The sequence below is a fragment of the Methylobacterium sp. J-030 genome, assembly GCF_022829545.1.
Taxonomy (GTDB): Bacteria; Pseudomonadota; Alphaproteobacteria; order Rhizobiales; family Beijerinckiaceae; genus Methylobacterium.
Genome location: NZ_JAKSYM010000321.1, coordinates 177318 through 189522, shown reverse-complemented (window position 1 = coordinate 189522; position 12205 = coordinate 177318). Strand labels below are relative to the sequence as shown.

Below are 12205 nucleotides of genomic sequence, written 5' to 3'. Positions count from 1 at the left end.
AACTACCGGCCGCAGTTCTACTTCCGCACGACCGACGTGACCGGGATCTGCACGCTGCCGGAGGGCACCGAGATGGTGATGCCGGGCGACAACGTGACCATGGACGTGGCGCTGATCGTGCCGGTGGCCATGGAGGAGAAGCTGCGCTTCGCCATCCGCGAGGGCGGCCGCACGGTGGGCGCCGGCGTCGTCGCCGCCATCAACGACTGAGCTCGGGCAAGCATCCTTAGCAGGGCGCGGCGGGGTGAAAGCCTCGCGTACCCCGCCGTCCCTCTCAAGGTTCCAGGAACATGAACGGTCAGAACATCCGTATCCGCCTGAAGGCGTTCGATCACCGCATCCTCGATGCGTCGACCAAGGAGATCGTCTCCACGGCCCGGCGCACCGGCGCGACCATCCGGGGCCCGATCCCGCTCCCGACGCATATCGAGAAGTTCACCGTGAACCGCTCGCCGCACATCGATAAGAAGTCGCGCGAGCAGTTCGAGATGCGCACGCACAAGCGTGTGCTCGATATCGTCGATCCGACGCCGCAGACCGTGGACGCGCTGATGAAGCTCGACCTCGCTGCCGGCGTGGACGTGGAGATCAAGCTCTGAGTCCGCTGAGGACTTAGAGCTTACCGTTTCATCGCGCGAGGGAGAGAACCTATGCGCTCAGGCGTCATCGCACAGAAGGTCGGCATGACCCGCGTCTTTACGGACGCGGGGGAACATGTCCCCGTCACCGTGCTCAAGATCGATCAGTGCCAGGTGGTGGCCCACCGCACCGTCGAGAAGAACGGCTACGTCGCGCTGCAGGTCGGCGTCGGCAAGGCCAAGGTCAAGAACGTGTCTCGCGCCGAGCGCGGCCGCTTCGCGGTCGCCAAGGTCGAGCCTAAGAAGAAGCTTGCCGAGTTCCGCGTGTCGGAGGACGCGCTGATCCCGGTCGGCGCCGAGATCACCGCGGACCACTTCATCCCGGGCCAGTTCGTGGATGTCACCGGCACCACGACCGGCAAGGGTTTCGCGGGCGGTATCAAGCGCTGGAACTTCGGCGGTCTGCGCGCCACCCACGGCGTGTCGATCTCGCACCGTTCGATCGGTTCGACCGGCGGCCGTCAGGACCCGGGCAAGACCTTCAAGAACAAGAAGATGCCGGGCCATCTCGGCGTCGAGCGGGTCACGACCCAGAACCTGCGCGTGGTGCGCACCGATCCCGAGCGCGGCCTGATCCTGGTCGAGGGCGCGGTGCCGGGCGTCGCCGGCGGCTGGATCCAGATCCGCGACGCGGTGAAGCGCAAGCTCCCCGCCGACGTTCCGCTGCCGGGCAAGTTCCGTGAGAACGGCGCTGCCCCTGAGTCCGCCCAGACTGCCCCCGAGGCCCCTGCGGCTGAGGAGACCGCCTGATGAAGCTCGATGTCAAAACCCTCGACGGTGCCGGTGCCGGCTCGGTCGAGCTGAACGAAGAGATCTTCGGCCTGGAGCCCCGCGCCGACCTGCTGCAGCGCATGGTCCGCTGGCAGCTCGCCAAGCGGCGCGCCGGCACCCACGCCGTGCAGAACCGCTCGGACGTGAACCGGACCCGCAAGAAGCTCTACAAGCAGAAGGGCACCGGTAACGCCCGCCACGGCGCGGCCTCCGGGCCGCAGTTCCGCGGCGGCGGCCGGGCCTTCGGTCCGGTGGTGCGCGATCACAGCCACGACCTGCCCAAGAAGGTCCGGGCTTTGGCCCTACGCCACGCCCTCTCGGCCAAGGCCAAGGCCTCGACCCTGATCGTCGTCGACGACATCAGGATCGAGGATCACAAGACCAAGGGTCTCGTCGAGCGCTTCGGCAAGATGGGCCTCTCGAACGCGCTGATCATCGGCGGTGCCGAGGTCGACGTGAATTTCGGCCGGGCCGCCCGCGCCATCCCGCAGATCGACGTGCTGCCCGTGCAGGGCATCAACGTCTACGACATCCTGCGCCGCGACACGCTCGTCCTGACGAAGGCTGCCGTCGACGCGCTGGAGGAGCGTTTCAAATGAGTGCCGATCCGCGCCACTACGACATCGTCGTCTCCCCGGTGATCACCGAGAAGGCGACGAACCTGACCGAGCAGAACAAGGTCGTTTTCCGGGTCGCCCCCAAGGCGACCAAGCCTCAGATCAAGGAGGCGGTGGAGAAGCTGTTCGACGTGAAGGTCACGGCCGTGAACACCCTTGTCACCAAGGGAAAGAAGAAGATTTTCCGCGGCCTCCGCGGACAGCGCTCCGACGTGAAGAAGGCGATCGTGACCCTGGCCGAGGGCCACTCGATCGACGTCACGACCGGGCTCTGAGGACGGGTTACAGGGATCCAAGCCGATGGCCTTGAAGACATTCAAACCGGTCACGCCGAGCCTGCGCCAGCTCGTGCTCGTCGACCGCCGTGAGCTCTACAAGGGCAAGCCGGTAAAGGCGCTGACGGAGGGCAAGTCGTCCTCCGGCGGCCGGAACAACCTGGGCCGCATCACCGTCCGCTTCCGCGGCGGCGGCCACAAGCGGGTGCTGCGCAACGTCGACTTCAAGCGTCGCGAGCAGCTCGGCGTCGCCGCGACCGTGGAGCGGATCGAGTATGATCCGAACCGCACGGCCTTCATCGCGCTGATCAACTTCCCCGACGGGAAGCAGAGCTACATCCTGGCCCCCCAGCGCCTGCAGCCGGGCGACAAGGTGGTGGCCGGCGAGTCTGTCGACGTCAAGCCGGGCAATGCCGGTCCGGTCGGCTCGATGCCGGTGGGCACGATCGTCCACAATGTCGAGCTGAAGATCGGTAAGGGCGGCGCGATCGCGCGCTCGGCCGGCAACTACGCGCAGATCGTGGGCCGCGACCAGGGCTACGTCACGCTCCGCCTGAATTCGGGCGAGCAGCGCCTGGTCCACGGCCAGTGCTTCGCCAGCGTCGGCGCGGTCTCGAACCCGGACCACATGAACATCTCGCTCGGCAAGGCCGGGCGCAACCGTTGGCTCGGCAAACGCCCGCACAACCGCGGCGTGGCGATGAACCCGGTCGACCATCCGCACGGCGGCGGCGAGGGTCGCACCTCGGGCGGCCGCAATCCGGTCACGCCCTGGGGCGTGCCCACCAAGGGGAAGAAGACCCGGTCCAACAAGCGGACCGACGTGTTCATCCTGTCCAGCCGCCACAACCGCAAGAAGTAATCGCTATGGCACGCTCTCTCTGGAAGGGGCCGTTCGTCGACGGCTACCTCTTCAAGAAGGCCGAGGCGGCGCGGGGCTCCTCGCGCTCCGAGGTCATCAAGATCTGGAGCCGCCGCTCCACGATCCTCCCGCAGTTCGTCGGGCTCACCTTCGGTGTGCACAACGGGCAGAAGCACATCCCGGTCTACGTCACCGAGGAGATGGTCGGGCACAAGTTCGGCGAGTTCTCGCCGACCCGCACCTTCCCGGGCCACGCGGCCGACAAGAAGGCGAAGAGGCGCTGAGATGGGCAAGCAAGCCACCCCCCGCGCGCTCCCTGAGAACGAGGCGAAGGCCGTCGCGCGCATGCTGCGCGTCAGCCCGCAGAAGCTCAACCTCGTGGCGCAGATGATCCGCGGCAAGAAGGTCGACACGGCGCTCGCCGAGCTGCAGTTCTCGCGCAAGCGGATCTCCACCGAGGTCAAGAAGTGCCTCGAGAGCGCGATCGCCAACGCCGAGAACAACCATGACCTGGACGTGGACGACCTCGTCGTGTCCCAGGCCTTCGTGGGCAAGGCGCTGGTTCTCAAGCGCTTTCACGCCCGCGCCCGCGGCCGCGGCGCGCGTATCCTGAAGCCCTTCTCGAACCTCACCATCGTGGTTCGCGAAGTCCGCCAGGCCGAAGCGGCCTGAGGAGGATCCAATGGGCCAGAAAGTCAATCCGATCGGTCTCCGGCTCGGCATCAACCGGACCTGGGACTCCCGCTGGTTCGCCAACAAGGGCGACTACGCGAAGCTCATGCACGAGGACGTCGCGATCCGCGCCGCCCTCATGAAGCAGCTCAAGCAGGCGGCGGTCTCCAAGATCGTCATCGAGCGCCCGCACCGGAAGTGCCGCGTCACCATCCACTCGGGCCGCCCGGGCGTGGTGATCGGCAAGAAGGGTGCGGATATCGAGAAGCTGCGCAAGCTCGTCGGCACCATGACCAAGGCCGACGTGACCATCAACATCGTCGAGGTGCGCAAGCCCGAGATCGACGCCACCCTGGTGGCCGACTCGATCGCCCAGCAGCTCGAGCGCCGCGTCGCCTTCCGGCGCGCCATGAAGCGGGCCGTGCAATCGGCCATGCGTCTGGGCGCCGAGGGCATCCGGATCAACTGCTCGGGCCGCCTCGGCGGCGCCGAGATCGCCCGCCAGGAATGGTACCGCGAGGGCCGCGTCCCGCTGCATACGCTGCGAGCCGATGTCGACTACGGGACCGCCACGGCGTTCACGACCTACGGAACCTGCGGTATCAAGGTGTGGGTGTTCAAGGGCGAGATCCTTGAGCACGACCCGATGGCTCAGGACAAGAAAGCCCAGGAAGAGGGCGGCCGCTCCGGCGGGCGCCGTGAGCGCGATGGCGAGGGCGGCCGCGAGCGCGGACGCCGCGAGCGCGAGCACGCGTAAGGTAGGAAGCCATGCTGCAACCGAAAAAGACCCGCTTCCGCAAGCAGTTCAAGGGCCGCATCCACGGTGCGGCCAAGGGCGGCTTCGAGCTGAACTTCGGCCAGTTCGGCCTGAAGGCGGTGGAGCCCGAGCGCGTCACCGCCCGCCAGATCGAGGCGGCCCGCCGCGCGATCACCCGCGAGATGAAGCGCCAGGGCCGCGTCTGGATCCGGGTGTTCCCGGACGTGCCGGTCTCCTCGAAGCCGACCGAGGTCCGCATGGGCTCCGGCAAGGGCGCCCCGGATTACTGGGCGGCCCGGGTCCATCCCGGCCGGATCATGTTCGAGGTCGACGGCGTTGCCGAGGCCATCGCCAAGGAGGCGCTCCGCCTCGGCGCCGCGAAGCTCCCGATCCGCACGCGGGTCGTCCAGCGCATCGCCGACTGAACGGAGGATATCGTGAAGTCGACCCAACGAGTGTCTGATCTCAAGGCGTTGTCGCCGGATCAGCTGAATGACGAGTTGATCAACCTCAAGAAGGAGCAGTTCAACCTGCGCTTCCAGGGGGCCACCGGCCAGCTCGAGAACGTCGCCCGCGTCCGTGAGGTCCGCCGCGACATCGCCCGTGTCCGGACTCTGCAGCGTTCCAAGACGCTGCAGCAGGCCAAGGGCTGAGGCGGGTTTTAGGAGACAACCATGCCGAAGCGCATCCTGCAGGGCACCGTCGTCAGCGACAAGGGTGAGAAGACCATCGTGGTGAAGGTGGAGCGCCGCTTCACGCACCCGGTGATGAAGAAGACCGTTCGCCGGTCGAAGAACTACCACGCGCACGACGAGGCGAATGTCGCCAAGGTCGGGCAGACGGTGTTCATTGAGGAGTGCCGTCCGTTCTCGAAGACCAAAACCTGGAAGCTGGTCGAGGGCGACGCGGCGGTTCAGGCCGAGGCCGGCGAGGCCGCCTGAGCGTTCGCCATTCTGGACGGCCGCGGACTCATCCGCGTCCGTTCATGACGGCAGCCGCTTCTGCGCGGTGTGCCGAATCGTGATGACGGTCACGATCTGCTCCGCTTCAGTGATGTTGTCGTACATCGAATACGGGAGCTTGGGCACTGCCAAGACGCCGACGCCCGGCTGCACGCTTCGACCGGCTGAAGGGTAGCACTCAAGGCGTGCAATCGTATCCCGGATCACGCGCTCCACGTTGCCCGCTGCCGCCGGATTCCGCGCGCGGATGAAATCGGCGATTTCAGCGAGACGCCGGACGGCCCGACGCGCGTAGACGAGCTTCACGCCTCGAAACGGCGGAATGCGGCCTCGACCTCTTCAGGCGTCGCGATATCGCCACGCACGATCTCTTCGAGCCCCGCCAGCACGTCAGCTAGATGGTCATGATTGCTATCGCCTGGGGTTCCGATCCCCGCCATGTCGAGCATGGCGCGGGCGATTGCGTTCTGTGCGTCGGGCGGCATCCGCCTGACCGTCTCGACGGCTAACTCCAGAAGTTCGGTGACGGTCTGGCCTACCCCTGATGACCAACGGCCCCGACGAGGGACTCGCCGGGGCCGCCTATTGTCCGTGGCAGGTGGCTGCGCGGCAAGTTCGTCGCCGCGCGTTACGCCTCGCCCTCGTCCAGATCGTCCGGCGTCGGCGCGGCGTTCTCCAGGATCTTCTCGGCGACGAGCCCCGAGTTCTGCCGGATGGAGCCCTCGATCTCGGCGGCGATCTTCGGGTTGTCGCGCAGAAAACCCTTCGAGTTCTCGCGGCCCTGGCCGAGGCGCTGGCTGTTGTACGAGAACCAGGCGCCGGACTTCTCGACGATCCCGGCCTTCACGCCGAGGTCGATCAGCTCGCCGACCTTCGACACGCCTTCGCCGAACATGATGTCGAACTCGACCTGCTTGAACGGCGGGGCGACCTTGTTCTTCACCACCTTCACGCGGACTTGGTTGCCGATCGCCTCGTCGCGGTCCTTGAGCGTCGAGATGCGGCGGATGTCGAGGCGCACCGAGGCGTAGAACTTCAGGGCGTTGCCGCCCGTGGTGGTCTCGGGGCTGCCGTACATCACGCCGATCTTCATCCGGATCTGGTTGATGAAGATGACCATGCAGTTCGAGCGCGAGATCGAGCCGGTCAGCTTGCGCAGCGCCTGGCTCATCAGGCGGGCCTGGAGGCCGGGCTGGCTCTCACCCATCTCGCCCTCGATCTCGGCGCGGGGGGTGAGCGCAGCCACCGAATCGACCACCAGCACGTCGATGGCGCCGGAGCGCACCAGGGTGTCGGTGATCTCCAGGGCCTGCTCGCCCGTGTCGGGCTGCGAGATCAGCAGATCGTCGAGGTTGACGCCGAGCTTGCGGGCGTAGACCGGATCGAGGGCGTGCTCGGCATCCACGAAGGCGCAGACACCGCCCTTCTTCTGGGCCTCGGCGATCGTGTGGAGCGCCAGCGTGGTCTTGCCGGACGATTCGGGGCCGTAGATCTCGATCACGCGGCCGCGGGGCAGGCCGCCGACGCCCAGCGCAATGTCGAGGCCGAGCGAGCCGGTGGAGATGGTCTCGACCTCCTGCACCTTGTCGTTCTTGCCGAGCCGCATGATCGAGCCCTTGCCGAAGGCGCGCTCGATCTGGGCCAGGGCGGCGTCAATGGCCTTGGACTTGTCTTTGTCCTTCTCCGCGGGGGGCATGTCGACCACTTTCAATGCGGGCTGGGCCATCTGGCGGGCTCCTTATGAAGGGGTTGGGCGTCGTTCACAACGCGCGTCAACGCCCACCTGATGTACCTGTTTTGTTCTCTTCGAGCAAGGGGCTGGGGCCCGATGACCGTGCGTTGTGCCGGTTGATCCGCGTCAGATCTGCTGTGCAAGCAAAGGCGCTCCGCTGCGCCGCATTTCCGGCGTCGATCACGAAAGGCGGGGTTTCCGGGGTACTGTCGACGCGACGCGACGGGAGGCGGGGGCGGCCGCCCCCTCCCCTCAACTCGCCATCGTCTTCTTCACGGTCTCGACGAGCTGCTTCAGGCTGAAGGGTTTTGGCAGGAAGTTGAAGGTCTCGCCCTCCGGCAGGTTCTTGCGGAAAGCGTCCTCCGCGTAGCCGGAGACGAAGATCACCTTCAGGTCAGGCTGGTGCTTGCGCACTTCCCGTAGCAGCGTCGGGCCGTCCATCTCGGGCATGACGACGTCGGACACCACGAGGTCGATCGGCTGGGCGTTCTCGCGGACGATGGCCAGCGCCTCCAGCCCCGAGGCCGCCTCCAGGACGGTGTAGCCGCGGGCCGAGAGCGCCCGGCTGTTGACCGCGCGCACCGGGTCCTCGTCCTCCACCAGCAGGATGGTGCCCTGCCCGGTATGGTCGGCGGCGGGCTTGCGCGGCGCCGGCGGCATGGCGGCGGCCGGCTCCGCGGCGCGGGTTGCGGACGTGACGGTCTCGCCGGACCGCGCCGGGCCGGCGAGCCGGGCGGCGTCGGTCCGCGGAAGGGCCGCCGTAGCGGGCGGGAGCGGCACCTCCTCAGGCTCCGCCACGGGGATGTGCCGCGGCAGATAGATCCGGAAGGCGGTGCCCTCCCCGATCGTCGACTGTACGTCGATCGTGCCGCCGGACTGCTTGACGATGCCGAACACCGTCGAGAGCCCGAGGCCCGTCCCCTTGCCGATCTCCTTGGTGGTGAAGAACGGCTCGAAGATCTTCTCCATCAGCTCGGGTGGGATGCCCTGGCCGGTGTCACGGACCTCGATCAGCACGTGGTCGCCCGCCGGTGCCCCGCCCCGCCCCTCAGCGGCCGCCGCCGGGCCGGGATCGGTGACGTTCTCGGTCCGGATCACCAGCTTGCCGCCCTCCGGCATGGCATCGCGGGCGTTGACCGCCAAGTTCACGATCACCTGCTCGAACTGGTTGACGTCGGCCTTCACGGGCCAGACCTCGCGGCCGTGCTTCAGCTCCAGGGCGACGCGCTCGCCGAGGAGCCGCTTCAGCAGCAGGGTCAGTTCGGAGAGCGCCTCCCCGACATTCATCACCTCCGGCCGCAGGGTCTGCCGTCGGGAGAACGCCAGGAGCTGGCGGACGAGGCCCGCCGCCCGGTTGGCGTTCTGCTTGATCTGCATGATGTCCTGGAAGGCCGGATCGGTCGGCCGATGACTCGCCAGCAGCAGGTCGGAATAGCCGATGATCGCCTGGAGCACGTTGTTGAAGTCGTGCGCGATGCCGCCGGCGAGCTGGCCCACGGCATTCATCTTCTGGGCCTGGGCGACCTGCTGCTCCAGCTGGCGCTGCGCCGTCGTATCGAGGGCGTACAGGATGACGCGCTCGGCCTCGTCGGTCTGCTGACCGGTATCGCCGCCGTCGGCGGGGCTCAGCCAGACCCGCGCCGAGCGCCCGCCGGGACCGTTGAGCTGGACCTCGATCGGCTCGGGATCGGTCCGGCCGCTCGCCGCGCGGAGGAGCCCGGCTTCGAGACTGGTGCGGTCGGTCACTGAATCGCCGACGTTGGGCTCGGCCCGGTGCGTACCGTCCCCGTCGATGGCGCCGTCCTCGGCCTGTCGCGGCACCGTGCCGAACAGCCGGGTGAAGGACGCGTTGGCCCGGGCGATCCGCCCCGTGCTGTCGAGGGTCGCGATGGCGATGGGCGAGTTGTTGAGGAACCGCGCGAGGCGGACCTCGGCGGCGCGCTGCGGCTCGTCGGTCTCGGCTCCGGCCGAGCGGTTGATCACGAAGGTCCGCGAGGAGCCGGGCTTGCCGTCCTTGCCGAAGGCGATCCGGTGGTAGAGCCGCACCGGCAGGGTGTGGCCGTTGCGGCGGCGCAGGTCGAGGTCGAAGCGGTCGGTGCGGACCTCGCCGGGCATCCCGGCGGTGCGCACGAGGACATCGGCCTCGGGGGCGATCTCGGTGAGGTGCGGGCCGCCGGGGCCGACGCTGGCGAGGTCGTAGCCGAGCCAGGCCGCCAGCGTGGCGTTCATGTACACGATGGCGCCGGCCGGATCGATCGACAGGAAGCCCGCCGGGGCGTGGTCGAGATAGTCGATCGCGTGCTGGAGTTCCTGGAAGACGTTCTCCTGCCGCTCGCGCTCGGCGGTGATGTCGGCCACCGTCCAGAGGGCGGCGGCCCGGCGCGGGCGGGCCAGCGGCCGGACCGAGACCCGGTACCAACCGAAGCTGCGCTCGCCCGCCACGGGCCCGAGCGGCGGTGACACCCGTACCTCCTCGGTGTGGGCGCGGCCGTCGCGCGAGGCCTGCGACAGGCGGTAGACCGCCTCCGATACCTCCGGCGGCCCGACCAGGATGCGTTCCACCGGCACGAGGTTCGAGAAGGTGTCGCCGCCCGCGATCCGCAGATAGGCCTCGTTGGCGTAGATCAGCCGTCCGCCATCCTCGACCACCAGCGCCCCGTCGGGGGAGGCGTCGACGATGCCCTTGGTGATGTCGTCCCGGGCGGCGCTGCCGCTGAGCTGGAGCGCGCCGATCGCCAGGGCGAATAGGAAGAACACGCCGGCCATGGCGAGCAGCGCGAGCAGCCAGACGATCAGCGACTGGGCCTGCTCGTTGGCCACGAAGGACAGGGCGATAGCGGCCCCGACCAAGAGGCCCGCCAGCACGAGCAGGAGCCCGACCCGGCCCGGCTGCTCCGAGCGGTCGATGGAGCCGGTCGCCTGCGGCGCGGCTGCCTGCGGACCCGGAAGCTGCGCGGCGACCGGCAATCCTGAATTCGGCGCGCCTGCGGCGGGGGCCGGAGGTCCAGTCACGTCGGCCATCGGCTTCATTTCCAGAACGTTCCCCCCGGTTAGGCCGGCCGGCCATATCAGGGCAAGGGCCGTGCGGCATCACGCGTGTCACGCCAAGCCTCGGTTCAACCTCGCGAAAAAAGGTGGATGAACCGTGGCTTTTCGGTCCCGTCGTGTTCTGCGGTTCTCGAGGGGGCCCGCGAGATCGTCCACACATCTCCGGCTGTCGGGCGCGCTCTGCCTCGGAATTCTCGCGGATCGGCCGTCCGGATCTCGCCTCTTGGAAATCTCAGGCCGCTTCCGTTGACCACCTTTGGCTGCAGGCCGACAATCATCCCAAGGAAAAGCCCAGGGGCCAGCCTTTGCAAGGTGTTTGGCGTGATGCGCAGCACCGGTTGGCGGTTACCCTGAGCTCATGACGTGCGCGCCCTGTCCCAGACAGGTGGAGCGATAGCGGAACCGGATCCGAGACCCAGCGCGAAATGCGCCGCGTCAGCGGCACAGGTCGCTCCAGATCGACGCTTCGCGAAGTCTTGCGCTGGATCCCGGGTCGCATTCCGCTTTCGCTGCACGCGCCCGGGGAAGGCGGGGCAGACCGGCTCGCCACCGTGTCGCGGGTCTTGGCCCGACACCTTCATAAGGACTGGCCCATGAGCGCAGCGGAGAAAAAGGGCCTCCCCACGCACGCAGAGCGGCCCGATCTCTACGATGGTTCCGATGGCCTCTCCCATGGGCCGGACCAGAAAAATCCGGTCGGCGTCCCGAGCAGGCTGCGGGCGCTGATGGTGGACCGTCAGGCGAAGGCAGAGCCCAAAAGGGCATCGCGTCCGAAAATCTGATCCTCTCCCCGCTAAGCCGCCCGCCGCCGCAACCGCAGCACGAACCCGATCACCTCGGCCACCGCGCGGTAATGCTCGGCCGGGATCTCGCGGTCGATCTCCACGGTGGCGTGGAGCGCCCGCGCCAGCGGCGGGTTCTCGATCACCGCGACATCGTGCTCGGCCGCCACCGCGCGGATGCGCAGGGCCAGCGCGTCGACGCCCTTGGCGACGCAGATCGGCGCCGCCATGCCGGTCTCGTAGCGCAGGGCCACCGCGTAGTGGGTCGGGTTGGTCACCACCACGGTGGCGGTCGGAACCGCGGCCATCATCCGCTTCTTCACCCGGGCCATGCGCAGCTGCCGCATGCGGCCCTTCACCTCCGGGTTGCCGTCCGACTCCTTCATCTCCTGCTTCATCTCCTCCTTCGACATGCGGTGGCGCTTGCGCCAGCGGAACCGCGCGTAGAGGGCGTCGCCGAGCGTGATCGCGAGATGCACACACAGCATCCCGGCGAGCAGCCGCAGGCTCAGGGACAGGATCGCCGGCAGGGCCGCGGCGGGGTCGAGCTGGACGAACACCTCGAGCCGGTCGCGGTCGTTCCACAGCACCACGCCGCCGACCACGCCCACGGTGCAGATCTTGGCCAGCCCCTTGCCGAACTGGAACCACGCCTCGATGCCGATCAGGCGCTTCACCCCGGCCATCGGCGAGAGCCGCTCGAATTTCGGCATCAAGGTCTCGGCGGTGAAGACCAGCGGATGCTGGAGCAGCCCTGCGGCGAGCCCCGCGACGACCGCGAGGCCCACCGGCACGGCCACCGCCTGAAGCCACAACCACAGCGCGCGGACGGCCGCCGCCCGCATGGCGGTGGCGTCGTCCGGCAAGGTGTGGGCGTTGGCGAGGTAGGCCCTGAGCCCGTACAGCAGGTTCTGGGCGATGCCCGGGGCCGCGAGCATCAGCGCAAGGGTGAAGGCTCCCAGGATCGCGAAGGTGTTGATCTCGGTGCTGGTCGCGACGTCGCCGCGCTCGATCGCCTGATCCAGACGCCGTTGGGACGGCTCCTCGGTCTTGTCCTCGTCGTCCGCGCCCTCGGCCATCCCGCCTCTA

The 12205-nt window shown here is 68.1% G+C and carries 17 protein-coding genes and 1 pseudogene; 13 read left to right on the top strand and 5 right to left on the bottom strand.

Going from position 1 to position 12205, the window contains the following annotated elements; all coding sequences use genetic code 11:
• The 12 genes and pseudogenes from tuf to rpsQ all read left to right on the top strand — a co-directional run.
• Positions 1–210: pseudogene (gene tuf / locus MKK75_RS24900) on the top strand (elongation factor Tu); the annotation flags it as partial.
• A gap of 80 nt (positions 211–290) precedes the next feature.
• Complete coding sequence (rpsJ, locus tag MKK75_RS24895) at positions 291–599, top strand: 30S ribosomal protein S10 (RefSeq protein ID WP_043351245.1); 309 nt, start codon at positions 291–293, stop codon at positions 597–599.
• A 51-nt stretch (positions 600–650) separates the two neighbouring features.
• On the top strand, positions 651–1388 hold the full coding sequence (gene rplC, locus MKK75_RS24890) for a 50S ribosomal protein L3 (RefSeq protein WP_244045182.1): 738 nt from the start codon (positions 651–653) through the stop codon (positions 1386–1388).
• Positions 1388–2008, top strand: coding sequence for a 50S ribosomal protein L4 (gene rplD, locus MKK75_RS24885; protein ID WP_244045181.1), 621 nt, complete (start codon positions 1388–1390; stop codon positions 2006–2008). Before rplC ends, rplD begins: the two co-directional genes overlap by 1 nt.
• Positions 2005–2301 carry a 50S ribosomal protein L23 gene (locus MKK75_RS24880; protein WP_020094257.1) on the top strand — a complete coding sequence of 99 codons (297 nt, stop codon included), beginning with the start codon at positions 2005–2007 and terminating at the stop codon, positions 2299–2301. Before rplD ends, MKK75_RS24880 begins: the two co-directional genes overlap by 4 nt.
• A gap of 25 nt (positions 2302–2326) precedes the next feature.
• A complete protein-coding gene (gene rplB / locus MKK75_RS24875) occupies positions 2327–3163 on the top strand; it encodes a 50S ribosomal protein L2 (protein WP_244045180.1) in 837 nt (278 codons plus the stop codon).
• A 5-nt stretch (positions 3164–3168) separates the two neighbouring features.
• Positions 3169–3447, top strand: a complete 279-nt coding sequence (rpsS, locus tag MKK75_RS24870) for a 30S ribosomal protein S19 (protein WP_012319190.1) — start codon at positions 3169–3171, stop codon at positions 3445–3447.
• Position 3448: 1 nt separating this feature from the next.
• Positions 3449–3835, top strand: coding sequence for a 50S ribosomal protein L22 (gene rplV / locus MKK75_RS24865; protein WP_012319191.1), 387 nt, complete (start codon positions 3449–3451; stop codon positions 3833–3835).
• Between the two features lie 10 nt (positions 3836–3845).
• Positions 3846–4592 carry a 30S ribosomal protein S3 gene (rpsC, locus tag MKK75_RS24860; RefSeq protein WP_012319192.1) on the top strand — a complete coding sequence of 249 codons (747 nt, stop codon included), beginning with the start codon at positions 3846–3848 and terminating at the stop codon, positions 4590–4592.
• Positions 4593–4603: 11 nt separating this feature from the next.
• The gene (gene rplP, locus MKK75_RS24855; protein WP_091719330.1) at positions 4604–5017 is read left to right on the top strand and encodes a 50S ribosomal protein L16; all 414 of its coding nucleotides are present in this window, start codon (positions 4604–4606) and stop codon (positions 5015–5017) included.
• Between the two features lie 12 nt (positions 5018–5029).
• Positions 5030–5245, top strand: a complete 216-nt coding sequence (gene rpmC, locus MKK75_RS24850) for a 50S ribosomal protein L29 (RefSeq protein WP_091719333.1) — start codon at positions 5030–5032, stop codon at positions 5243–5245.
• Between the two features lie 21 nt (positions 5246–5266).
• Complete coding sequence (rpsQ, locus tag MKK75_RS24845; RefSeq protein ID WP_244045179.1) at positions 5267–5533, top strand: 30S ribosomal protein S17; 267 nt, start codon at positions 5267–5269, stop codon at positions 5531–5533.
• 42 nt (positions 5534–5575) lie between these two features.
• Here the strand turns inward: rpsQ and MKK75_RS24840 are convergent, their stop codons facing one another.
• The 4 genes from MKK75_RS24840 to cckA all read right to left on the bottom strand — a co-directional run bounded on the left by MKK75_RS24840 (position 5576) and on the right by cckA (position 10307).
• Positions 5576–5860: a type II toxin-antitoxin system RelE/ParE family toxin gene (locus MKK75_RS24840; RefSeq protein WP_244045178.1), complete on the bottom strand. Its 285-nt coding sequence runs from the start codon at positions 5858–5860 to the stop codon at positions 5576–5578.
• Entirely contained in the window at positions 5857–6039 is a 183-nt protein-coding gene (locus tag MKK75_RS24835; protein WP_244045177.1) for a hypothetical protein, read from the bottom strand. Before MKK75_RS24835 ends, MKK75_RS24840 begins: the two co-directional genes overlap by 4 nt.
• A gap of 143 nt (positions 6040–6182) precedes the next feature.
• On the bottom strand, positions 6183–7250 hold the full coding sequence (gene recA / locus MKK75_RS24830; RefSeq protein WP_409567608.1) for a recombinase RecA: 1068 nt from the start codon (positions 7248–7250) through the stop codon (positions 6183–6185).
• A gap of 288 nt (positions 7251–7538) precedes the next feature.
• Positions 7539–10307 (bottom strand): cell cycle histidine kinase CckA, encoded by a 2769-nt coding sequence (gene cckA, locus MKK75_RS24825; protein WP_244045175.1) that lies wholly within the window; start codon positions 10305–10307, stop codon positions 7539–7541.
• 620 nt (positions 10308–10927) lie between these two features.
• On the opposite strand from cckA, the gene MKK75_RS24820 reads away from it, so the two are divergent.
• The gene (locus tag MKK75_RS24820) at positions 10928–11116 is read left to right on the top strand and encodes a hypothetical protein (protein ID WP_244045174.1); all 189 of its coding nucleotides are present in this window, start codon (positions 10928–10930) and stop codon (positions 11114–11116) included.
• Positions 11117–11127: 11 nt separating this feature from the next.
• On the opposite strand, the gene flhB is transcribed toward MKK75_RS24820, so the two are convergent.
• Entirely contained in the window at positions 11128–12195 is a 1068-nt protein-coding gene (gene flhB / locus MKK75_RS24815; protein ID WP_244045173.1) for a flagellar biosynthesis protein FlhB, read from the bottom strand.
• Between the last annotated feature and the right edge of the window lie 10 nt (positions 12196–12205).

Bases quoted from the DNA above. Each gene is read 5' to 3' on its own strand.
- rpsJ (WP_043351245.1), top strand. From the start codon at position 291: ATGAACGGTCAGAACATCCGTATCCGCCTGAAGGCGTTCGATCACCGC.
- rplC (WP_244045182.1), top strand. From the start codon at position 651: ATGCGCTCAGGCGTCATCGCACAGAAGGTCGGCATGACCCGCGTCTTT.
- rplD (WP_244045181.1), top strand. From the start codon at position 1,388: ATGAAGCTCGATGTCAAAACCCTCGACGGTGCCGGTGCCGGCTCGGTC.
- MKK75_RS24880 (WP_020094257.1), top strand. From the start codon at position 2,005: ATGAGTGCCGATCCGCGCCACTACGACATCGTCGTCTCCCCGGTGATC.
- rplB (WP_244045180.1), top strand. From the start codon at position 2,327: ATGGCCTTGAAGACATTCAAACCGGTCACGCCGAGCCTGCGCCAGCTC.
- rpsS (WP_012319190.1), top strand. From the start codon at position 3,169: ATGGCACGCTCTCTCTGGAAGGGGCCGTTCGTCGACGGCTACCTCTTC.
- rplV (WP_012319191.1), top strand. From the start codon at position 3,449: ATGGGCAAGCAAGCCACCCCCCGCGCGCTCCCTGAGAACGAGGCGAAG.
- rpsC (WP_012319192.1), top strand. From the start codon at position 3,846: ATGGGCCAGAAAGTCAATCCGATCGGTCTCCGGCTCGGCATCAACCGG.
- rplP (WP_091719330.1), top strand. From the start codon at position 4,604: ATGCTGCAACCGAAAAAGACCCGCTTCCGCAAGCAGTTCAAGGGCCGC.
- rpsQ (WP_244045179.1), top strand. From the start codon at position 5,267: ATGCCGAAGCGCATCCTGCAGGGCACCGTCGTCAGCGACAAGGGTGAG.
- MKK75_RS24835 (WP_244045177.1), bottom strand. From the start codon at position 6,039: ATGCCGCCCGACGCACAGAACGCAATCGCCCGCGCCATGCTCGACATG.
- recA (WP_409567608.1), bottom strand. From the start codon at position 7,250: ATGCCCCCCGCGGAGAAGGACAAAGACAAGTCCAAGGCCATTGACGCC.
- cckA (WP_244045175.1), bottom strand. From the start codon at position 10,307: ATGGCCGACGTGACTGGACCTCCGGCCCCCGCCGCAGGCGCGCCGAAT.
- MKK75_RS24820 (WP_244045174.1), top strand. From the start codon at position 10,928: ATGAGCGCAGCGGAGAAAAAGGGCCTCCCCACGCACGCAGAGCGGCCC.
- flhB (WP_244045173.1), bottom strand. From the start codon at position 12,195: ATGGCCGAGGGCGCGGACGACGAGGACAAGACCGAGGAGCCGTCCCAA.